The following is a 23253-nucleotide window of genomic DNA, read 5'->3' on the forward strand; positions in this document are numbered from 1 at the left end:
TATATCTACGCATTTCACCGCTACACAGGAAATTCCACCACCCTCTACTGTACTCTAGCCAGACAGTTATGGATGCAGTTCCCAGGTTAAGCCCGGGGATTTCACACCCATCTTATCAAGCCGCCTACGCGCGCTTTACGCCCAGTAATTCCGATTAACGCTTGCACCCTCTGTATTACCGCGGCTGCTGGCACAGAGTTAGCCGGTGCTTATTCTGTTGGTAACGTCAAGATTGCAGCGTATTAGACTACAACCCTTCCTCCCAACTTAAAGTGCTTTACAATCCGAAGACCTTCTTCACACACGCGGCATGGCTGGATCAGGCTTTCGCCCATTGTCCAATATTCCCCACTGCTGCCTCCCGTAGGAGTCTGGACCGTGTCTCAGTTCCAGTGTGACTGATCATCCTCTCAGACCAGTTACGGATCGTTGCCTAGGTGAGCCATTACCTCACCTACTAGCTAATCCGACCTAGGCTCATCTGATAGCGTGAGGTCCGAAGATCCCCCACTTTCTCCCGTAGGACGTATGCGGTATTAGCGACCCTTTCGAGTCGTTGTCCCCCACTACCAGGCAGATTCCTAGGCGTTACTCACCCGTCCGCCGCTAAATCCAGGAGCAAGCTCCCTTCATCCGCTCGACTTGCATGTGTTAGGCCTGCCGCCAGCGTTCAATCTGAGCCATGATCAAACTCTTCAGTTAAATACTGATTGGGTTTTGAGAAAACCCTAAACTTGGCTCAGCTTTACAAAAAACTCATGAATTCACAGAGTTACTTGCTAGGCTGATAATCTTTCTGATCATCGAGCACATTCAGCAAGCACCCACACGAATTACTTGATTCAAATTGTTAAAGAGCGATTCGGTCAGCGTTTCCGCCTAACCAAGGCCGCGAATTCTACGCTAACCTTATGTTCTGTCAAGCTTTTATTTGAAGTTTTTAACCACTTCAAAACCCGCTTGAACAACCTGGAAAAGCCTTCGCTTTCTGGGCCAGTAGAAGCAAATTCATATGCTTCTACTTTATATAAAAAAACACCCCGACCATGACTGATCGGGGTGTTCGGTATAGGTGCTTGACGATGACCTACTCTCACATGGGGATGCCCCACACTACCATCGGCGATGCATCGTTTCACTTCTGAGTTCGGGATGGGATCAGGTGGTTCCAATGCTCTATAGTCGTCAAGCAATTTGTTGCTGCCCGCTGGGCGTGCAGCTTAAAAAGCTTGGATGTGTGACAGAAGCTAAGGTATTTGCAATCTCGCAAGTTCGCGAAGTTGTTTGTTTCTGTTTGGCTCGATAACACCAGATTGCTTGGGTGTTATATGGTCAAGCCACACGGGCAATTAGTATTGGTTAGCTCAACGCCTCACAGCGCTTACACACCCAACCTATCAACGTCGTAGTCTTCGACGGCCCTTTAGGGGAGTCAAGCTCCCGGTGAGATCTCATCTTGAGGCAAGTTTCCCGCTTAGATGCTTTCAGCGGTTATCTTTTCCGAACGTAGCTACCCGGCAATGCGTCTGGCGACACAACCGGAACACCAGGGGTTCGTCCAACCCGGTCCTCTCGTACTAAGGTCAGCCCCTCTCAAATCTCAAACGTCCACGGCAGATAGGGACCGAACTGTCTCACGACGTTCTAAACCCAGCTCGCGTACCACTTTAAATGGCGAACAGCCATACCCTTGGGACCGGCTTCAGCCCCAGGATGTGATGAGCCGACATCGAGGTGCCAAACACCGCCGTCGATATGAACTCTTGGGCGGTATCAGCCTGTTATCCCCGGAGTACCTTTTATCCGTTGAGCGATGGCCCTTCCATACAGAACCACCGGATCACTAAGACCTACTTTCGTACCTGCTCGACGTGTTGGTCTCGCAGTCAAGCGCGCTTTTGCCTTTATACTCTACGCACGATTTCCGACCGTGCTGAGCGCACCTTCGTACTCCTCCGTTACTCTTTGGGAGGAGACCGCCCCAGTCAAACTACCCACCATACACTGTCCTCGATCCGGATAACGGACCAGAGTTAGAACCTCAAAGTTGCCAGGGTGGTATTTCAAGGTTGGCTCCACGCAGACTGGCGTCCACGCTTCAAAGCCTCCCACCTATCCTACACAAGCAAATTCAAAGTCCAGTGCAAAGCTATAGTAAAGGTTCACGGGGTCTTTCCGTCTAGCCGCGGATACACTGCATCTTCACAGCGATTTCAATTTCACTGAGTCTCGGGTGGAGACAGCGCCGCCATCATTACGCCATTCGTGCAGGTCGGAACTTACCCGACAAGGAATTTCGCTACCTTAGGACCGTTATAGTTACGGCCGCCGTTTACCGGGGCTTCGATCAAGAGCTTCGCCGAAGCTAACCCCATCAATTAACCTTCCGGCACCGGGCAGGCGTCACACCCTATACGTCCACTTTCGTGTTTGCAGAGTGCTATGTTTTTAATAAACAGTTGCAGCGGCCTGGTATCTTCGACCGACATGGGCTTACGCAGTAAATGCTTCACCCTCATCGGCGCACCTTCTCCCGAAGTTACGGTGCCATTTTGCCTAGTTCCTTCACCCGAGTTCTCTCAAGCGCCTTGGTATTCTCTACCTGACCACCTGTGTCGGTTTGGGGTACGATTTCTAGTTACCTGAAGCTTAGAAGCTTTTCCTGGAAGCATGGCATCAACCACTTCGCGTTCTAAAGAACACTCGTCATCAGCTCTCGGCCTTAGCGACCCGGATTTACCTAAGTCACCAGCCTACAACCTTAAACACGGACAACCAACGCCGTGCTGGCCTAGCCTTCTCCGTCCCTCCATCGCAGTAACTAGAAGTACGGGAATATTAACCCGTTTCCCATCGACTACGCCTTTCGGCCTCGCCTTAGGGGTCGACTCACCCTGCGTCGATTAACGTTGCGCAGGAACCCTTGGTCTTCCGGCGAGGGAGTTTTTCACTCCCTTTGTCGTTACTCATGTCAGCATTCGCACTTCTGATACCTCCAGCCAACTTCTCAATTGACCTTCACAGGCTTACAGAACGCTCCTCTACCGCTCATCTTACGATGAACCCGTAGCTTCGGTGTATGGTTTGAGCCCCGTTACATCTTCCGCGCAGGCCGACTCGACTAGTGAGCTATTACGCTTTCTTTAAAGGATGGCTGCTTCTAAGCCAACCTCCTAGCTGTCTAAGCCTTCCCACATCGTTTCCCACTTAACCATAACTTTGGGACCTTAGCTGACGGTCTGGGTTGTTTCCCTTTTCACGACGGACGTTAGCACCCGCCGTGTGTCTCCCGTGCTGACACTCACTGGTATTCGGAGTTTGCATCGGTTTGGTAAGTCGGGATGACCCCCTAGCCGAAACAGTGCTCTACCCCCAGTGGTGATACACGAGGCGCTACCTAAATAGCTTTCGAGGAGAACCAGCTATCTCCGAGCTTGATTAGCCTTTCACTCCTATCCACAAGTCATCCGCTAACTTTTCAACGGTAGTCGGTTCGGTCCTCCAGTGCCTGTTACGGCACCTTCAACCTGCCCATGGATAGATCGCCCGGTTTCGGGTCTATACCCAGCGACTAAACGCCCTATTAAGACTCGGTTTCCCTACGCCTCCCCTAGACGGTTAAGCTCGCCACTGAATATAAGTCGCTGACCCATTATACAAAAGGTACGCAGTCACAGAACAAGTCTGCTCCCACTGCTTGTACGCATACGGTTTCAGGTTCTATTTCACTCCCCTCACAGGGGTTCTTTTCGCCTTTCCCTCACGGTACTGGTTCACTATCGGTCAGTCAGGAGTATTTAGCCTTGGAGGATGGTCCCCCCATGTTCAGTCAACGTTTCACGTGCGCCGACCTACTCGATTTCACAGCTAAGAGTCTTTCGTATACGGGGCTATCACCCACTATGGCCGCACTTTCCAGAGCGTTCTACTAAACTCAAAACTGCTTAAGGGCTGGTCCCCGTTCGCTCGCCACTACTTGGGGAATCTCGGTTGATTTCTTTTCCTCAGGGTACTTAGATGTTTCAGTTCCCCTGGTTCGCCTCACACACCTATGTATTCAGTGTGTGATACCCAGCTTATGCTGGGTGGGTTTCCCCATTCAGAGATCTCCGGATCAAAGGTCATTTGCCACCTCCCCGAAGCTTATCGCAGGCTATCACGTCTTTCATCGCCTCTGACTGCCAAGGCATCCACCGTATGCGCTTATTCACTTGACCATATAACCCCAAACAATCTTAAGTTAATTACTTAACTCAGATTATTCAGTGATATCGGTTTAAAACAGAATTAACGACAATTCCGGAACTTGCACTTGAGATTACAAGTTTACCTTAGCCACATTGCATGCAGTGAAACATGCCATGTGTCTGTACTTCTATCACATATCCAAATTTTTAAAGAGCGTCTGGTTCAGAGACCAGATATCAACAATCAAGGGTTTGATTGTTCATATATGAACTCTGAGTTCCATTCTATGGCGTGTGCTGCGTCGTCCTGGTGGAGCCAAGCGGGATCGAACCGCTGACCTCCTGCGTGCAAGGCAGGCGCTCTCCCAGCTGAGCTATGGCCCCGTTCAGACCTTACACCTCGACAATTGGTGGGTCTGGGCAGATTCGAACTGCCGACCTCACCCTTATCAGGGGTGCGCTCTAACCAACTGAGCTACAGACCCAATCGCCTTTCTTTCTGAATCAAGTAATTCGTGTGAGTGCTTGAGGAACAGCCGAGATCTTTCGATTAAGGAGGTGATCCAGCCGCAGGTTCCCCTACGGCTACCTTGTTACGACTTCACCCCAGTCATGAATCACACCGTGGTAACCGTCCTCCCGAAGGTTAGACTAGCTACTTCTGGTGCAACCCACTCCCATGGTGTGACGGGCGGTGTGTACAAGGCCCGGGAACGTATTCACCGTGGCATTCTGATCCACGATTACTAGCGATTCCGACTTCATGGAGTCGAGTTGCAGACTCCAATCCGGACTACGATCGGTTTTATGGGATTAGCTCCACCTCGCGGCTTGGCAACCCTCTGTACCGACCATTGTAGCACGTGTGTAGCCCTGGCCGTAAGGGCCATGATGACTTGACGTCATCCCCACCTTCCTCCGGTTTGTCACCGGCAGTCTCCTTAGAGTGCCCACCATAACGTGCTGGTAACTAAGGACAAGGGTTGCGCTCGTTACGGGACTTAACCCAACATCTCACGACACGAGCTGACGACAGCCATGCAGCACCTGTGTCAGAGTTCCCGAAGGCACCAATCCATCTCTGGAAAGTTCTCTGCATGTCAAGGCCAGGTAAGGTTCTTCGCGTTGCTTCGAATTAAACCACATGCTCCACCGCTTGTGCGGGCCCCCGTCAATTCATTTGAGTTTTAATCTTGCGACCGTACTCCCCAGGCGGTCTACTTAGTGCGTTAGCTGCGCCACTAAAATCTCAAGGATTCCAACGGCTAGTAGACATCGTTTACGGCGTGGACTACCAGGGTATCTAATCCTGTTTGCTCCCCACGCTTTCGCACCTCAGCGTCAGTATCAGTCCAGGTGGTCGCCTTCGCCACTGGTGTTCCTTCCTATATCTACGCATTTCACCGCTACACAGGAAATTCCACCACCCTCTACTGTACTCTAGCCAGACAGTTATGGATGCAGTTCCCAGGTTAAGCCCGGGGATTTCACACCCATCTTATCAAGCCGCCTACGCGCGCTTTACGCCCAGTAATTCCGATTAACGCTTGCACCCTCTGTATTACCGCGGCTGCTGGCACAGAGTTAGCCGGTGCTTATTCTGTTGGTAACGTCAAGATTGCAGCGTATTAGACTACAACCCTTCCTCCCAACTTAAAGTGCTTTACAATCCGAAGACCTTCTTCACACACGCGGCATGGCTGGATCAGGCTTTCGCCCATTGTCCAATATTCCCCACTGCTGCCTCCCGTAGGAGTCTGGACCGTGTCTCAGTTCCAGTGTGACTGATCATCCTCTCAGACCAGTTACGGATCGTTGCCTAGGTGAGCCATTACCTCACCTACAAGCTAATCCGACCTAGGCTCATCTGATAGCGTGAGGTCCGAAGATCCCCCACTTTCTCCCGTAGGACGTATGCGGTATTAGCGACCCTTTCGAGTCGTTGTCCCCCACTACCAGGCAGATTCCTAGGCATTACTCACCCGTCCGCCGCTAAATCCAGGAGCAAGCTCCCTTCATCCGCTCGACTTGCATGTGTTAGGCCTGCCGCCAGCGTTCAATCTGAGCCATGATCAAACTCTTCAGTTAAATACTGATTGGGTTTTGAGAAAACCCTAAACTTGGCTCAGCTTTACAAAAAACTCATGAATTCACAGAGTTACTTGCTAGGCTGATAATCTTTCTGATCATCGAGCACATTCAGCAAGCACCCACACGAATTACTTGATTCAAATTGTTAAAGAGCGATTCGGTCAGCGTTTCCGCTCAACCAAGGCCGCGAATTTTACGCTAACCTTATGTTCTGTCAAGCTTTTATTTGAAGTTTTTAACCGCTTCAAAACCCGCTTGAGCAACCTGGAAAAGCCTTCGCTTTCCGGGCCAGGGAGGCGCATTCTACAGGATCAAACCCCGCTGTCAACACCTTCCAAACAACCTGATGAGAACTTCTCATCTCTCTCGAACTGGCGTCTTTCGAACAACCCTTTCGAGGCGGCGCATTCTACGCCATCTCGCCGGACTGTCAAGCTTCATTTTCAAGCTAACTTATTGATTAATAAGCGCTTTAAGCGAAGCATCCTGCCCGACGAGGAGGCGAATTATAGGCCCGTCAGATTTTCCGTCAAGCCCTAATTACTGTTTTATTACAAGGCAACCCGAAATTACTCAGCAGAGGCGGACTTAGTGCGCTGACGCAAGCGCCAAAGGGACATGACTGGCCCGGAGATGGTGTACCCAACAAAGATTGCCCACAGTATCCGCGATGGGTCAGACGAAATGATCGCGAACCCCAGCACCACCACCAGAATGACAAAGAACGGAACCCGCCCCTTGAAGTCCAGATCCTTGAAGCTGTAGTAGCGGAAGTTACTGACCATCAGCAAGCCGCCTAGCGCAGTAAGTATGCCAACCAACAGAGCAATATCATTGCCGTCAACACCGAAGTCACTCAGTGACCAGACCATGCCGGCGACGAGCCCCGCCCCCGATGGGCTCGGCAACCCGGTGAAGTAACGCTTATCGTCATCACCAATATGCGTGTTGAAGCGAGCCAGACGCAGTGCAGCACCCGCTACGTAGATGAACGCAAACACCCACCCCACCTTACCCAAATCAGTCAACGCCCAACTGAACACAACAACAGCTGGGGCGATGCCGAAAGCGACCATATCCGACAACGAGTCGTACTCGGCACCAAAGGCACTCTGGGTGTTGGTCAGACGCGCAACGCGGCCGTCCAGGCCATCAAGCACCATGGCAATGAAAATGGCGACCGCCGCATGGGTGAAGTTGCCGTCCATTGCACTGACAATGGCGTAAAAGCCGGAAAACAGCGCCGCCGTGGTAAACAGATTGGGCAGCAGATAAATTCCTTTGTGACGAATCTTACGACCGTCTGGCCCTGACACCTCTTCGACGTGCTCATCAATCGGCAGCAGCGCGTGTGCACCTTCTACCTCGGTGTCATGGTCTTTGATTTGATGTTCTGTCATAGAGTTACCTTGCAACATTGCCGGGCTGAACAGTGTGGCAATTTGACAAACAAATAACCAGTTCAGCTCCGCGTTCGGACATAAAAAAACGCGGCTTGAAAGCCGCGTTTTTCATTATCGCTCGACTTAGTTCTTGGACTTGTCGACGATCTTGTTCGAAGCAATCCACGGCATCATTGCGCGGAGCTTCTCACCCACCTGCTCGATCGGGTGCGCCGCGTTGTTACGACGGGCAGCAGTCATCGACGGATAGTTGTGAGCACCTTCAGCGATGAACATCTTGGCGTACTCACCGTCCTGAATACGCTTCAGGGCATTGCGCATGGCTGCACGGGACTCATCGTTGATGACTTCCGGGCCAGTCACGTACTCACCATACTCCGCGTTGTTGGAGATGGAGTAGTTCATGTTGGCGATACCGCCTTCGTACATCAGGTCGACGATCAGCTTCAGTTCGTGCAGACATTCGAAGTAGGCCATTTCCGGCGCGTAGCCTGCCTCAACGAGCGTTTCGAAACCGGCCTTGACCAGCTCGACAGCACCGCCACACAGAACAGCCTGCTCACCGAACAAGTCGGTTTCGGTCTCATCCTTGAACGTAGTTTCGATGATGCCGGTACGACCGCCGCCCACACCGCTGGCGTAGGACAGCGCAACGTTCTTGGCATTGCCGGACGCGTCCTGGAAGATCGCGATCAGGTCAGGAATACCGCCGCCCTTGACGAACTCCGAGCGCACAGTATGGCCCGGCGCTTTCGGTGCGATCATGATGACGTCAAGGTCAGCACGCGGAACGATCTGGTTGTAGTGGATAGCAAAGCCGTGAGCGAAGGCCAGGGTAGCGCCCTGCTTCAGGTTGGGCTCAATCTCGGCCTTGTACAGCTGAGACTGGAATTCGTCCGGGGTCAGGATCATGACAACGTCAGCTGCTGCAACAGCGGCCGGCACATCGCTGACCTTCAGGCCATGGGCCTCAGCCTTGGCGATGGAGCTGGAACCAGGACGCAGGCCAACAGTTACATCGACGCCGGAGTCTTTCAGGTTGCAGGCGTGCGCGTGGCCCTGCGAACCGTAGCCGATGATGGCAACTTTCTTGCCCTGGATGATGCTCAGATCACAATCTTTATCGTAATAGACTTGCATGAAATTCCCCTGCTTACTGAGCGGGCCATCTGGCCCGCAACCCATTAGTTTAGATACTCAAAACCTTTTCACCGCGGGCGATACCCGATACCCCAGTGCGCACAACTTCCAGTACCGACGTCGGACCGATGGCCTCGACAAAGCTGTTCAGCTTGTCGCTGGTTCCAGTCAGCTGCACGGTATAGACACTCGGTGACACATCCACGATCTGACCGCGGAAGATATCAGTCGTCCGCTTGACCTCGGCACGCTGAGCGCCGGTAGCCTTGATCTTGACCAGCATCAACTCGCGCTCAATGTGGGCACCTTCGGACAAGTTGACCAGCTTCACCACTTCGATCAGCTTGTTGAGGTTCTTGGTGATCTGCTCGATCACCTCATCCTGACCGACGGTTGTCAGCGTCAGGCGCGACAAGGTCGGATCTTCAGTCGGCGCAACCGTCAGCGTCTCGATGTTGTAGTTGCGCTGCGAAAACAGACCAACCACCCGAGAGAGCGCGCCTGGCTCGTTTTCCAGAAGAACGGAAATGATGTGTCTCATGTCAGGTGCGCTCCGTTTTGCTCAGCCACATATCACGCATCGCGCCACCACGAATCTGCATCGGGTAGACGTGCTCACTGGTATCAACCGCAATGTCCAGGAAGACCAGTCGATCCTTCATGGCAAACGCTTCAGCCATCTTGCTCTTGAGCTCCTTCGGATCAGTGATGCGAATACCCACGTGACCATAGGCCTCGGCCAGCTTGACGAAGTCCGGCAGCGAATCCATGTAGGAGTGCGAATAGCGACTGTTGTACTGCATGTCCTGCCATTGGCGGACCATGCCGAGCGCACCGTTGTTCAGATTGACGATCTTGACCGGCATGTCGTACTGCAGGCAGGTCGAGAGCTCCTGAATGTTCATCTGGATACTGCCTTCGCCGGTAACACAGGCGACGGTGGCCTCCGGAAAATTCAGCTGCACGCCCATGGCTGCCGGAAAGCCGAAGCCCATGGTCCCCAGGCCGCCGGAGTTGATCCAGCGATTGGGCTTGTCAAAGCGGTAGTACTGCGCCGCGAACATCTGGTGCTGGCCAACGTCAGAAGTGATGAAGGCATCGCCTCCAGTGACTTCCCACAACGCCTCGATCACGGCCTGGGGCTTGATGATGCTGCCGTCACCCTTGTCATAGGGAAACAGCGCGCCATCGCCGCGCCACTCGTCGATCTGCTTCCACCAGGTTGCCTGCGCATCAGGATCGGGTGTTTCACCGATCTCCTTGAGGATCGCAACCATCTCGGCCAGCACGCTCTCGACCGGACCGACGATCGGAATATCGGCCTTGACCATCTTGGAGATAGACGCCGGATCGATATCGATATGAATAATCTTGGCGTTCGGGCAGAACTTGGAAGAGTCCTCACCGTTGATGACGCGGTCATCAAATCGTGCGCCGACCGCCAGGATTACATCCGCGTGATGCATTGTCAGGTTGGCGGTGTAGCTGCCATGCATACCCAGCATGCCGACAAACTGCCGATCGGTGCCAGGGAATGCGCCCAAGCCCATCAGCGTGTTGGTAACCGGCACATTCAGCGCCTTGGCCAGCTCGGTCAGAGGAGTTGATGCTCCACCCAGAATGACCCCGCCACCGGAGTAGATGACCGGACGCTTGGCCGCCAGCATCATCTCGACGGCTTTGCGGATCTGGCCGGAATGACCGCGGGTAGCCGGATTATAGGAGCGCAGCTTGACCTTCTTCGGGTAGCTGTACTCGAACTTGTCGGCCGGATTGGTCATGTCCTTGGGAATGTCGATGACAACAGGGCCAGGACGACCACTCTGAGCCAGATAGAAGGCCTTCTTGATGACCTCGGGAATCTCGCGCGGATCCTTGACCATGAAGCTGTGCTTCACGATCGGGCGGGAGACGCCGACCATGTCGGTTTCCTGGAAGGCATCGGAGCCCACCATGTTGCTCGCAACCTGACCGGAGATGACGACCATCGGAATGGAATCCATGTAGGCAGTCGCAATACCGGTAATGGTATTGGTCGCGCCCGGACCGGAGGTCACCAACACCACACCGGGCTTGCCGGTGGCGCGCGCGTAACCATCAGCCATATGGGCTGCGGCCTGTTCGTGGCGAACCAGAATATGCTCTACGTCATCCTGCCGAAAAATGGCATCGTAGATATGCAGAAGGGCACCGCCCGGGTACCCGTAGATGTATTTAACACCCTCGTCACGCAATGAGCGGACGACCATCTCAGCGCCGGATAAAAGCTCCACTTTTGAATCACCTCTAGCATGCCGACCACCAACATGGCGGGCAGCAGGATACCTGTTTACTGCTCGGCAGCGCAGAACAACGGTGGTTGTACTGCATCAGCTTTGACTACGTGCTTGGAGGCGCATTCCTGCTGTTTCGGAATCACCTCACCCAGCGCGAGGTAGCGCGTGCGGGTGCCAGGCCAGGTGGCGACGGGTTTCGCCTCCCGGAATGAGCAACAAAATCAGCCGTCACGAACGCGGGGTGTGCTCCGAAAACAGCTGACTCATGAGAACCACGAATTGTTTACACTCAAGACGTACAAGTCAAGCCAAGTTGCAGAAAACCCCTACCAAGGGATATACCTTGTCAAGAGGATCCGCACTCGGTAGCGGGCAACGCTTATTTCGCGGCAATACAAGGATGCTAGAACCATGCGCAAGTTGATGATCACCTTCCTACTGGCCCTGGGCTGCAGCAGCGCAATGGCGACCCAGCTGTACAAATGGGTCGATGAAAATGGCGTGACACAGTTCAGCCAGCAACCTCCGCCAGACAGTCAATATCAGCGCATGAACGTTGCACCCGTGCCGGAGCTGGGTGCGCCGGCGCAGCCGAACCCACCTGTGACCAGTGACAGCCCGGAGCCAGCGACAAACGATGTATCCCCGGCAGTCGATGAGGCCGCTGCCAAAGCGGAGCTTGAAGCGTACTGTGCATCACAGCGCAATCGCCTCACCACGATGGAAAACAACCCGCGCCTGAGTCGCACCTTGCCGGACGGCACGGTTGAGCGCATAGGTGAAGATGAGCGACAGGCCATGATCGCCGAAACTCGCTCAGACTTGCAGAAGTACTGTCAGGACTGACGGACAGCCTCAGCCCAGCGGGCAGCAAGGTGATCGATACTGATCAGAGCAGCCAGCAGACTTTCGCGTCGACGACCGAGGTGAGCAAAAACCTGCTCACCCATCGGATGCAGCCGACACTCACCGGGCAGTGGCCGCCCCTGCTCAATGAGCATCGTTATCTGCGGTATGAGCACCCACTGCAGCCAATGCTCGAAGGCAAGAGTATCAACACAGAATGGTGCCTGACTCTCCAGGCGCCAGTCTTCCGGAGCTGTCTGCGACCAGAGCCCCAGCTCGCGAAGGACTTGCTCAAGTTCGCCAAGCGCATTGAGCAAGGCCTGTCCGGTAGCCGCACTCAAAGCGAAACGCGAGCCCGCTGACGCGCCTGTTCGGCACCAGCGCTATTGCCTTGCGCATCACGCGCCTGCGCGACCAGCTCCCAAAGCCCGGCCTGCAGGGCTGGACGGCCGGACGCGTAGGTCAGACCGCGCTGTGCCAGTTGTTCTGCCTGGGCGGCATCCCCTTGACGCAACCGCACCTGCGCCAGCCGATACAGCACCTGAGGTTCGCGCGGAGCGATGCGCATGGCTCGCTCCAGACTGGCATTGGCACCATTGAGATCACCGCTGCCTTCCTGTTGCCGCGCCGTCGTCAGCAACGCCAGCACCGGGCCGGAAAGCTGCTCATCGGGTTGCAGCACGGAGCTGCCGCCGGTACTGCCGCCGGTACTGCTGCCAGTGCTGCTACCGGCTGTGCCTGCAGCGGCGCCGCCGACATCGGTCGAAAACACCGGCTGACTGTCCAGCGGGTAGGACTGCACGGCACTGGAGCCGCCAGCACCATCCGGAACCATCACGACCACACCGCTATCCTGCGGCGCAGAGGTTTGCGGAGAACTGCCGACGACCCTGCCCGCACCGGTGCGCATATCCTCATTGGATACCGGGCGCCCCGAATCCACTACCGGGATCGCCCCGCCCGAAACGGTACAACCGGACAGCACCGCCAGGGCGGCTGCAGTCAGTGCAGCCTGTTTAATCATCTTCACGTCTGTTCCTCTGCTGAATCATCTGAGCCGGGATTCGCAACAGCATACTGAGAGCAGCTCAACGCAGCCAGTCGCGAATGGTATCCAGCACACGATTGGCACCGTCTCGAAGGACCTCGGTATCGATCACCGGCCGGCATCCCGGGCCAGGCAGTGGCTCGTAACCGGCGCGGAACGGAAACTCGACGCTGCCCTCGCAGGACGGATCGCTGCCAAGCCCGGTCGCAGGGTCAACCCAGGCCGAAACCACACCACCCGGCGGCACTGCCGACAGGCTCTGCGGATGCGCCTGCCCCATAAACGCGTTCCAAACCTGAAGCGCGCCAGTCGCACCGGTCAGTCGCGTCTGACTGTTGTCATCACGACCGATCCACGACACGGCGACCAGATCGTCAGAGAAGCCGGCAAACCAGCTGTCGCGCAGGTCATTTGTTGTGCCGGTTTTGCCCGCCAGTCGCACGTTCGCCGGCACATGGCTGTAGGCCGAACGACCGGTGCCTTCACTCATGACATGACTCATGGCTTCCTGAGTCAGGTAGATCGTCGCCGAATCAAAGCGCTGGCGCACCTCGAACGGATAACGCTTGAGCGGCTCGCCCTCGGCAGTCAGTACGTTGCGAATTGCACGCAGCGGCGTATTGAATCCGCCATTGGCGATGGTCTGAAACATATCGGCTACCTGCATGGGGGTCATTGCTCCAGACCCCAGCAGCATCGCCGGATAGGCCGGCCAGTCGTGGTCAACACCAAGCCGCCGGACAGTATTGAGCACATTGTCCACGCCAACATCCACGCCAACACGCACCGCGGCCTGATTGTAGGACTTGGCCAGGGCCATATAGAGCGGCACCTGCCCGTGGCTCTGCCGATCATAGTTCTGCGGAGACCAGGTCTTGCCGGGCTCGGCCTCAAGGGTAATCGGCTCATCGTCAATCGGAGTAATCAGCGAATAGCGCTCCGGCTTTTCCAGGGCAGTCAGATAGATCGCGGGCTTGATCAACGAGCCGATTGGCCGCGAAGCATCAAGCGCCCGGTTGAAACCGGAGAAACGCGGATTGCTGCCGCCTACCAGCGCAAGCACCTCGCCGGTCTGCGCGCCAGTCACCACCATTGCCGCTTCCAGCGGCGGTCTGTCCGGTGTCTGACCAAAGCGCTTGAGCGTCGATTGCACGGCATCTTCAGCCTTCTTCTGCAGCAACGGATCAAAGCTGGTGAAAATACGCAGCCCCTCGCTGGTCAAATCCTCATCGCGATAGTCGGCACGCAACTGACGTTTGACCAGATCCATAAACGCCGGATGACTGGTGTTGGCCATACTGCCGCCAACCGTCACATCCAGCGGCTTACCTTTGGCATCACTGGCCTGCTGCTGGCTGATCATGCCCTGCTCAGCCATCAGATCCAGAACCAGATTGCGCCGGGTCATCGCCCGCTCCGGGTTGCGACGCGGATTGTAGTAGGACGCCCCCTTGACCATACCCACCAGCAGCGCGACCTGGTGCAGCTGCAGTTCCTGCAACGGTTGGGCGAAGTAGTACTGACTGGCCAGGCCAAAACCGTGTACGGCACGATTGCCATCCTGGCCCAGGAACACTTCGTTGAGGTACGCCTCGAGAATGTCTTCCTTGCTGTAGTGCAACTCCAGCAGCACCGCCATCATGGCTTCAAGCCCTTTGCGCACGATATTGCGGTCGGCCGAGAGGAAGAAGTTTTTTACCAGTTGCTGGGTCAGCGTGCTGCCGCCCTGCTGCAAGCTGCCAGAGGTCAGGTTGACGAACATCGCACGGGCAATCCCCTTGGGCGATACGCCGAAGTGATTGAAAAAATCGCGGTCTTCCACAGCAACCAGCGAATCAACCAGATAAGGTGGCGCCTGATCCAGCCGAATCAGGATGCGATCCTCGTTGTGTGCCGGGTAGATACCGCCGATCATCATGGGCTCAAGCCGCGCCATCACCAGGTCACGATTGCCGCCAATGCTGCTGATGGTTGAACCGTTGAAGTGGACGCTGACCTTCTGCGCTGGCTCGGTGCCCTCGAAAAACTGAAAACCGCGGGTGTAGACATCGATACGATTGCTGCCCACCGCCATCTGCCCCGGCCCGTTGGCCGCATTGGTCTGCCGGTAGCCCAGCGCACGCAGTTCGGTGAGGAAGTCATCACGGGTGAGGGCACGCCCCGCGTACAGTTCCAGCGGCCGCGCGAATACCTTGGCCGGCACGGCCCAGCGCTTGCCCGAAAACTTCTCCTGCACAACCGCGTCCAGATAGACCGCGAGCGCGCCCAGCAGCACCATGCCGACCAGTCCCAACTTGAGCAGCCAACCCCATAACCGGCGCCCGCCAGTGGACTTGACCTTGCCTCGAGACCTGCGTTTTTTAGCCATCGTTGTCTGTCTTGCTCCGCATCCGTTGAACCCGCAGCCGCTGCCGCCGGTAATTGACTATGGTTGGCCTCGGACCAGCCAACCCGCATAATGTTCGCATTGCCGACCAAACAAGGAAACGTCGTGAGCCAGACCCTGTTAACTGCGCTGCAGAACCCTGACCTGTATGACCACCCGGTGAGCGGTTTTACTCTGATCGAGACCCACATTTCCTGGGTACTGCTGACCGGCGACTACGTCTACAAGGTCAAGAAGCCCGTGAACTTCGGTTTTCTCGACTTTTCCACACTGGCGCAACGCGAGCATTTCTGCCGTGAAGAGGTTCGTCTGAACCGCCGTATCGCGCCCGACCTGTACCTTGACGTCATTGCCGTCACCGGCAGCGAAGACGCACCAACCCTGGGCGGCGAAGGTCCTGCCATCGAGTACATGGTCAAGACCCGGCAGTTCCGCCAGCAGGACCTGCTGAGCAATCTGCAGCGGGACGGCGGTCTGACCAGCGCCCATATCGACGAACTTGCCCAGGTTATGGCGCGTTTTCACGGCCAGATCGAACACGCCGAACTCGATACCCCGTTCGGCGCGCCGGAGCAGGTTCATGCCCCGGTTGCCCAGAACTTTGAACAGATCCGCCCCTTCCTCAGCAGTGCACGGGATCTTGGACAGCTCGACGCGCTCGAGCAGTGGGCGAATACTACCTACCAGCGGCTGATTCCCCAAATCGCCGAACGCAAGGCCGGCGGTATGGTCCGCGAATGTCACGGCGACGTTTACCTGGATAACGTTACCCTGATCGACGGGCAAGTGACTCTGTTTGACTGCATCGAGTTCAACGAGCCCTTCCGCTGGACCGACGTCATGGCCGATGTCGCGTTCATGAGCATGGATCTTGAAGACCGCGGCCTGCACGCCCTGTCAAACCGTTTTGTCAGCGCCTATCTGGAACAGACCGGCGACTACCAGGGACTCGCAGTGCTTAACTACTACAAGGCCTACCGGGCCATGGTACGAGCCAAGGTTGCCCTGTTCGGCCTCAACGACGGCATGACCGAGGAGCAGCGGGCCGCAACCATGCAGCGCTACTACGGCTATACCGCGCTGGCCGAAAGCTACAGCGAACTGGCGCCGCGCTTCGGCCTGCTGACCGTCGGCGTCTCAGGTAGCGGCAAAAGCACCCTGGCCGTCAAGCTGGTTGAGCAACTCGGCGCCATTCGCATCCGTTCCGACGTCGAGCGCAAACGCCTGTTCGGCGACGAAGACAATGCCAGCCTGGAGTCCGGCCTTTACAGCCCGGAACGCAGCGAACAAACATACCGGCGGCTAGCCAATCTGGCCGCCCAGATACTCGCCAGCGGCTACCCCGTGATTGTTGATGCAACCCATCTGAAGCAGAACCAGCGCGACCTGGTCCGCGATGCTATCGAAAATCAGGGCGCGCCCTGCCTGATTCTTCAATGCGAAGCACCGCAGGAAGTAATCGAACACTGGCTTGAGCAACGCCAGCAGCAAGGCGGTGACATCTCCGACGCAGGTATTGAAGTCATGCACCACCAACTGACCACCCGGCAACCGCTCAGTGACGAGGAGGCACAACTGGCTGTGCAGATCGATACCAGCAGCGAGGAAGCCATGAACAGCATTGCCGAGCAGCTTCGCCAGCGCCTTTAAGCGCTGGCCGTCGCTCGCTGTACGGATAGCCAAGGTCGATCTACACTGCAGTTCGGGATCACTAATAACAAAAGCCGAACCCGACGCCATGCCGCATATTACTCTGTGCCCGGATACCGTGCCGGGCCCATCTCGCCTTCTGCCTTTGCTGTCTTCACGTAGCACCCCAGAATCGCAACGATCCACGCGGGAGTGCCCCTATGGATACCGATGAACTGCTGGGCCTGCGCAACCTTGGAAAAACCTCGGCGCAATGGCTGCACGCCTCCGGCATCCACAGCCTTGACCAGCTCCGCCAGCTGGGGCCGGTAGAGGCCTACCGCGCCGTTCGCACGCGCGGCTTCAATGCTTCCAAGGCACTGATGTTCTCAATCGCCGGCGCCCTGCAAAACGTGCACTGGAATGAACTTGATCCGGCATACAAGCGCCAGTTGCTCGAGCAGCTTGAGGGCAGAACAGGCAGCGACACCGGCGAGGATTAAGCGACCTGGCTCACACTGGCACCGCGATCATCTTGCCCGTGTACCGGCAGCCTTTTATGTTGACGTAATGCAACCTGACTGCGCTAATGTAACGCTATCCTGCAGTGTCGGCGTCCCCGTCCGACCCCGTGATTCCGACGGCGTATCAGGGCAACAACAAAAGGAATTCAGCCATGTATCTGATAGGTGATCAGCCACCATACGCCGAGAAGCTCATTGCCTCGCTTCAACGCATACCGGAACTTCTGCTTGAGGGGCTTGAGCCCTGCGGTGAACCGATTGAACTGGGTGCGATAGACAACCTTTACGATCACGTCAGCGGAGCTCAGCTTTATCTGCTCAAAAGCGGTCTGCTGCACGCACTGATAGATGGGAAGCCATTGTTCTACATCCAGGAGGGTGATCTCATCGGCTTGCGTCAGGGCCTGAATGCTGCGCCCTGCACCTATCTGAGCGAAGAATCGCTGACTCTGATTCCCTACGACCGCGAAGCCCTGTTCAGGCACATTCACGCTGACAGCCGCCGTCAGGAGCAGTTCACCCAGTATGTGCTGGGTCAGGCCGCACTGATGTCGGATGCACTGGCACACACCAAGCAACCCGAAGTCAGGCCGGTCACCGGGTTCCAGCACTTTGCCCCGGGAGCGGAGCTGATTCGCCAGGGGGATGAGGCTGATCACGTATTCATCATCACCGAGGGTCACGCCGAAGCCTTCGTTCAGGGCATCAAGGTCGGTGACGTACAGAAAGATGAAATTTTCGGTGCCATGGCCCTGTTCACCCGCGAGAAGCGCTCCGCCACCGTCATTGCCAGCGTGCCGACCACCGTCATGATGATCCCCAAGGAACAGTTCCTCGCGCTGATGCAGAGCAATCCACGCATCGCGCACAGCCTGATTGAAAGCATGGCCCGACGCATCGACCTGATGAACAAGGAACTGACGCACTACAAGCAGCAGGCGCAGAAATAATTCTCATTTGGGCTTGACAGGCAAATGATAACGTTTATCATTAGCAACAAGTCATCGCGAGGTGGCTGTGATAACAGGATTGTCGCGAGACAAACGGTTATCTCCTCATCAGGCTAATCACGGATTTCGCCCGCTCACTGAGCGGGCTTTTTTTTGGTTTCTGGACACAAAAAACGCCGTCCAGCCCAGGCTGAACGGCGCTTCAGACACGCTGCAAGCCTAGCCTTCCGTATTGGCAGCCTGCGTGGCTCGGGTCTCGGCAAAATCACCACCGCCCAGCGCCTTATACAGACTGATCTCGCTGAGCAGTTGACTCAGTCGATCAGAAATCACGCTCTGCCGGGCTTCAAACAGCTGACGCTGAGCGTCCAGCAACGTGAGATAGCTGTCGACACCAATGTTGTAACGCCGATCCGCCAAGCGGAAATACTCCTCCGACGCCTCCAGCAGCGCGCGCCGGGCAGCCACCTGGTCTACATAGGTTTGCCGCGCCTGCAGCCCGTCGGCAACCTCGCGGAAGGCACTCTGAATGACGCCTTCATAGCGGGCAACCTGCTGATTACGGCTGATTTCCGCATAATCCAGACTGGCTTTCAGGGCGCCCGCGCGAAAAATCGGTACGCTGATGCTCGGCGAGAATGTCCAGTACTCGGACCCGCTTCCAAACAGACCCGACAGCTCATTACTGGCTGTGCCGGCGGCGCCAGTCAGGCTGATACGGGGGAAGAATGCCGCCTTGGCAGCACCGATACTGGCATTGACCGCCAGTAACTGGTACTCGGCCTGCAGCACATCAGGACGGTTGTATAGCACCTCGGAGGACAGCCCCACCGGCAACTGAGCAAGCACCGGCTCGTCCAGCAGCAGCGGATTGCCTGCTGTTACTGACCACGGCTGCCCAACCAGTACGGTCAGGGCATTACGATCCTGCGCGACCTGACGCTGATAGCGGGCCAGCACCGCCCGGGCGGACTCGACCGCCGTCCTGGTCTGAGCCAGTTCCAGACTCGACGCCACGCCAACCTCGTTGCTGCGCTTGGTCAACGCGTAGCTGTCTTCGTAGGTCTTCAAAGTCTCTGCGGCAACATCCAGCAGCGCCTGATCGGCCTGCAGCGTCAGGTAGGTACTGGCAACCTCGGCGACCAGACTGATCTGCACGCCACGGCGGGCCTCGTCACTGGCCAGGAAGGTCTGCAGCGCCTGCTCACGCAGACTGCCGATGCGTCCGAACAAGTCCAGCTCCCAGGATAGCCCCAGAGTTGCCGAGTACTGGGAATTGATTGATCGCTGCTCGCCTCCGGACAGATCCTGCGGCATTCGGGTACGCGTGCCGTTGCCGTTGGCATCAAGCTGCGGATAGCGCTCGGCACCCTGAATGTCGTACAGCGCGCGATTGGCTTGCACGTTCAAGGCCGCAACCCTCAGGTCGCGGTTGTTCTCCAGTGCCAGACCTATCAGATGCTGCAGCTGCGGGTCCTTGAAGAACCCGCGCCAGCCAACGAGCGGGGTCTGCTCCATCCCCTGCTCGACACCTTCACTCCAGTTGAGCGGCACCGGAGGTGCCGGACGCTCATATTCCGGTATCAATGAACAGCCGCTCAGAGCAGCCAGGACCGCAAGGCTCAATACGCCGCGTTTCACTGTGCATCCTCCGCTGTGTCAGTCTTGCCCTTGCGTTCGGTGAACCACTGAGTCACCAGGACATAAAACAGTGGCACCCAGAAAATCGCCAGCACAGTAGCGGTGATCATGCCGCCAATCACACCGGTACCGATCGCATGCGAGCTACCGGCACCAGCACCGGAGGCCAGCGCCAGCGGCACAACCCCCAGGGTAAAGGCCAGCGAGGTCATGATGATCGGGCGCAGGCGCAGACGGCAGGCTTCAACCGCTGCTTCGCCGATACTCATGCCCTGCTCATGCAGATCCTTGGCAAATTCGACAATCAAAATCGCGTTCTTGGCCGTCAAACCGATAGTCGTCAACAGGCCGACCTGAAAGAACACGTCGTTCGAAAGGCCACGGCCTAGTGTTGCCAGCAAGGCACCAATAACACCAAGTGGAACGACCAGCATGACTGCCAGCGGAATCGACCAGCTCTCGTAGAGCGCGGCCAGACAGAGGAACACGACAATCAGCGACAGCGCATACAGCGCCGGCGCCTGATCACCGGACAACCGCTCCTCGAACGACAGGCCGGTCCAGGACAGACCGATGCCCTTGGGCAACTGCTGCCCAAGACGTTCAATTTCAGCCATCGCATCACCGGTACTGTAGCCAGGACCAGGTTCACCCTGTATTTCCATCGCCGGCACACCGTTATAGCGCGACAGCTTCGGTGAGCCATAGACCCACTCGCCAGTGGCAAAGGCACTGAACGGCACCATCTCGCCCTGACTGTTGCGCACAAACCATTTCTGCAGGTCTTCCGGATTCATCCGCGAATCAGCCTGGCCTTGCAGGAAAACCTTCTTGACCCGACCACGATCAATAAAGTCGTTCACATAGCTCGAGCCCCAGGCAATCGACAGCGTCTGGTTAATATCGGCCAGCGACAATCCCAGCGCACTGGCCTTCTCGTCGTCGATGATCAACTGGAACTGCGGCTGGTCATCCTGGCCATTGGGCCGCACGTTGGCCAGCACCGGGCTCTGCGAGGCCATGCCAAGCAACTGATTGCGCGCCTGCATCAATACGTCATGACCTACGCCGGCGTTATCCTGCAGATAAACGTTGAAACCTGAGGCAGTCCCCAGCTCCATCACCGCAGGCGGTGCGAACGCAAACACCATGGCATCACGGAACCCGGCAAAATACTGCTGTGCTCGCTGCTGCACAGCGAAGACGCTCAGGTCAGGATCATTGCGCTCTTCCCAGGGCTTGAGACCGATAAATGCCAGACCGGCATTCTGTCCGCGGCCGGCAAAATTGAAGCCGGTAACAGTGAACACGGAGCTGACCGAGTCCGACTCCTGCTCAAGCAAATACGTCCGCATCGCGTCGACAGTTTGCTGCGTGCGTTCGGCACTCGCGCCAACAGGAGCCTGAACCTGGGCAAACAGCACGCCCTGATCCTCACCAGGCAGGAAAGAGCTTGGCAAACGGGTAAACAGGAACGCCATCAGTGCAACAATCACCACATAGAGCAGCAAATAGGGCGTCTTGCGCTGCAGAATTGAGGCTACGCTACCCTCGTACCGCTTTACGCCGCGGTCAAAGGTCCGATTGAACCAGCCGAAAAAGCCACGCTCTGCCTGGGTATGCCCCTTCTGCACCGGTTTGAGAATAGTGGCGCACAGTGCCGGAGTAAAAATCAGCGCGACCAGCACCGAAAGAATCATCGCCGATGCAATGGTGATCGAGAACTGGCGGTAGATCACACCGGTAGAGCCACCGAAGAATGCCATTGGCAGAAATACCGCAGACAGCACCAGACCAATACCCACCAGCGCGCCCTGAATCTGCCCCATCGAACGGCGCGTTGCCTCCAGCGGCGACAGCCCCTCTTCGGCCATGACTCGCTCGACGTTTTCAACCACCACGATGGCATCATCCACCAGCAGTCCAATCGCCAGCACCATGGCAAACATGGTCAGGATGTTGATGGTGAAACCAAATGCCGCCAGCAGACCAAAGGTCCCGAGCAGCACCACCGGCACAGCCAGGGTCGGGATCAGCGTCGCCCGGAAGTTCTGCAGGAACAGGTACATCACCAGGAACACGAGCACTACCGCTTCGAACAGGGTTTTGACAACACCCAGAATCGACTCGGACACCACCGGCGACGTGTCGTAAGGAAACTCGACTTTCATCCCCTCGGGGAAAAACGGCTCCAGATCGGCCAGCGTCTTGCGAATGGCCTTGGCAGTCTCCAGCGCGTTGGCACCGGTCGCCAGCTTGATCGCCATGCCCGATGCCGGCATACCGTTATAGAGTGCGGTGATATCGGCATTCTGCGCGCCCAACTCGACGCTGGCCACATCGCCCAGACGCACCTGTGAGCCGTCACTGTTGACCTTCAGCAGAATGTCGCGGAACTGCTCCGGGGTCTGCAGGCGCGTCTTGCTCAGGATGGTAGCGTTCAACTGCTGCCCTGGCACCGCCGGCAAACCGCCGAACTGACCGGCCGAGACCTGCACGTTCTGGGCCTTGATTGCCGTGCTGACATCACCCGGCATCAGGTTGAAGCTGTTCAGCTTGGCGGGATCGAGCCAGATACGCATGGCGTAAGGCGCGCCGAATACCTGAAAGTCACCAACACCCTGAGTCCGCGAGATCGGGTCCTGGATGTTGGAGACGATGTAATCGGCCAGATCGAAGCGATCCATGCTGCCGTCTTCAGATACCACGGCAACGACCATCAGGAAGTTACGCACCGCCTTGGTCACGCGAATACCCTGCTGCTGAACCTCCTGCGGCAACAGCGGCGTGGCCAGTTGCAGCTTGTTCTGCACCTGTACCTGAGCGATATCCGGATCAGTGCCCTGGTTGAAGGTCACGGTAATCGACATGCTGCCGTCGGAATTGCTCTCCGACGAGATATAGCGCAACCCGTCGATGCCGTTAAGCTGCTGCTCGATGACCTGTACGACCGTATCCTGCACGGTCTGCGCAGAGGCGCCCGGATAGGACACGGAAATACCGACCGCCGGAGGAGCAATGCTCGGATACTGATTGATCGGCAGCTTGAGGATGGCAAGCCCACCAACCAGCATGATGACCAGTGCGACTACCCAGGCAAAGATCGGGCGGTCGATAAAAAATCTCGACATG

Annotated in this window: 13 protein-coding genes, 2 tRNA genes and 4 rRNA genes (1 of these 19 only partly in view); 4 read left to right on the forward strand and 15 right to left on the reverse strand. The window is 56.6% G+C overall.

From position 1 onward, the window contains the following. From ACZ5WQ_RS11070 to ACZ5WQ_RS11115, 10 genes are all read right to left on the reverse strand, one after another. Positions 1–702, reverse strand: a 16S ribosomal RNA gene (locus tag ACZ5WQ_RS11070) (it extends 835 nt beyond the left edge of the window). Between the two features lie 372 nt (positions 703–1074). Further along, a 5S ribosomal RNA gene (rrf, locus tag ACZ5WQ_RS11075) occupies positions 1075–1190 on the reverse strand. Positions 1191–1328: 138 nt separating this feature from the next. Next, positions 1329–4217, reverse strand: a 23S ribosomal RNA gene (locus ACZ5WQ_RS11080). A 278-nt stretch (positions 4218–4495) separates the two neighbouring features. Then, positions 4496–4571 (reverse strand) — tRNA-Ala (locus ACZ5WQ_RS11085). Positions 4572–4595: 24 nt separating this feature from the next. After that, a tRNA-Ile gene (locus ACZ5WQ_RS11090) sits at positions 4596–4672 on the reverse strand. A gap of 66 nt (positions 4673–4738) precedes the next feature. Next, a 16S ribosomal RNA gene (locus tag ACZ5WQ_RS11095) occupies positions 4739–6275 on the reverse strand. The 16S, 23S and 5S rRNA genes sit together here with 2 tRNA genes alongside, the layout of an rRNA operon. Before the next feature lie 572 nt (positions 6276–6847). Next, positions 6848–7678: a CDP-diacylglycerol--serine O-phosphatidyltransferase gene (pssA, locus tag ACZ5WQ_RS11100; protein WP_233048348.1), complete on the reverse strand. Its 831-nt coding sequence runs from the start codon at positions 7676–7678 to the stop codon at positions 6848–6850. A 126-nt stretch (positions 7679–7804) separates the two neighbouring features. Then, on the reverse strand, positions 7805–8821 hold the full coding sequence (gene ilvC / locus ACZ5WQ_RS11105; RefSeq protein ID WP_088276446.1) for a ketol-acid reductoisomerase: 1017 nt from the start codon (positions 8819–8821) through the stop codon (positions 7805–7807). Positions 8822–8870: 49 nt separating this feature from the next. Continuing rightward, on the reverse strand, positions 8871–9362 hold the full coding sequence (ilvN, locus tag ACZ5WQ_RS11110; protein WP_088276445.1) for an acetolactate synthase small subunit: 492 nt from the start codon (positions 9360–9362) through the stop codon (positions 8871–8873). Position 9363: 1 nt separating this feature from the next. After that, on the reverse strand, positions 9364–11094 hold the full coding sequence (locus ACZ5WQ_RS11115; RefSeq protein ID WP_464382321.1) for an acetolactate synthase 3 large subunit: 1731 nt from the start codon (positions 11092–11094) through the stop codon (positions 9364–9366). 414 nt (positions 11095–11508) lie between these two features. On the opposite strand from ACZ5WQ_RS11115, the gene ACZ5WQ_RS11120 reads away from it, so the two are divergent. Next, entirely contained in the window at positions 11509–11943 is a 435-nt protein-coding gene (locus ACZ5WQ_RS11120; RefSeq protein ID WP_233048350.1) for a DUF4124 domain-containing protein, read from the forward strand. On the opposite strand, the gene ACZ5WQ_RS11125 is transcribed toward ACZ5WQ_RS11120, so the two are convergent. The 3 genes from ACZ5WQ_RS11125 to mrcB form a co-directional block, all read right to left on the reverse strand. After that, positions 11934–12260, reverse strand: a complete 327-nt coding sequence (locus ACZ5WQ_RS11125; protein ID WP_269688598.1) for a YqcC family protein — start codon at positions 12258–12260, stop codon at positions 11934–11936. The two genes, ACZ5WQ_RS11120 and ACZ5WQ_RS11125, sit on opposite strands and share 10 nt — an antisense overlap. Before the next feature lie 20 nt (positions 12261–12280). After that, complete coding sequence (locus tag ACZ5WQ_RS11130) at positions 12281–12967, reverse strand: tetratricopeptide repeat protein (RefSeq protein ID WP_464383645.1); 687 nt, start codon at positions 12965–12967, stop codon at positions 12281–12283. 64 nt (positions 12968–13031) lie between these two features. Then, the gene (gene mrcB / locus ACZ5WQ_RS11135; RefSeq protein ID WP_269688597.1) at positions 13032–15359 is read right to left on the reverse strand and encodes a penicillin-binding protein 1B; all 2328 of its coding nucleotides are present in this window, start codon (positions 15357–15359) and stop codon (positions 13032–13034) included. 123 nt (positions 15360–15482) lie between these two features. Between mrcB and ACZ5WQ_RS11140 the strand changes: the two genes are divergently transcribed. The 3 genes from ACZ5WQ_RS11140 to ACZ5WQ_RS11150 all read left to right on the forward strand — a co-directional run bounded on the left by ACZ5WQ_RS11140 (position 15483) and on the right by ACZ5WQ_RS11150 (position 18480). Further along, positions 15483–17027: a bifunctional aminoglycoside phosphotransferase/ATP-binding protein gene (locus ACZ5WQ_RS11140; protein ID WP_464382322.1), complete on the forward strand. Its 1545-nt coding sequence runs from the start codon at positions 15483–15485 to the stop codon at positions 17025–17027. 200 nt (positions 17028–17227) lie between these two features. Continuing rightward, positions 17228–17509 carry a TfoX/Sxy family protein gene (locus tag ACZ5WQ_RS11145; RefSeq protein ID WP_228246891.1) on the forward strand — a complete coding sequence of 94 codons (282 nt, stop codon included), beginning with the start codon at positions 17228–17230 and terminating at the stop codon, positions 17507–17509. A 173-nt stretch (positions 17510–17682) separates the two neighbouring features. Beyond that, positions 17683–18480 (forward strand): cyclic nucleotide-binding domain-containing protein, encoded by a 798-nt coding sequence (locus ACZ5WQ_RS11150; RefSeq protein WP_228246890.1) that lies wholly within the window; start codon positions 17683–17685, stop codon positions 18478–18480. 219 nt (positions 18481–18699) lie between these two features. Here ACZ5WQ_RS11150 and ACZ5WQ_RS11155 read toward each other — a convergent pair whose 3' ends face one another. After that, positions 18700–20121, reverse strand: coding sequence for an efflux transporter outer membrane subunit (locus ACZ5WQ_RS11155; protein WP_464382323.1), 1422 nt, complete (start codon positions 20119–20121; stop codon positions 18700–18702). Continuing rightward, complete coding sequence (locus ACZ5WQ_RS11160) at positions 20118–23252, reverse strand: efflux RND transporter permease subunit (RefSeq protein WP_338213922.1); 3135 nt, start codon at positions 23250–23252, stop codon at positions 20118–20120. The genes ACZ5WQ_RS11155 and ACZ5WQ_RS11160 overlap by 4 nt, the downstream gene beginning before the upstream one ends. Between the last annotated feature and the right edge of the window lies 1 nt (position 23253).

This window comes from Halopseudomonas sp. T1L2, assembly GCF_055397385.1.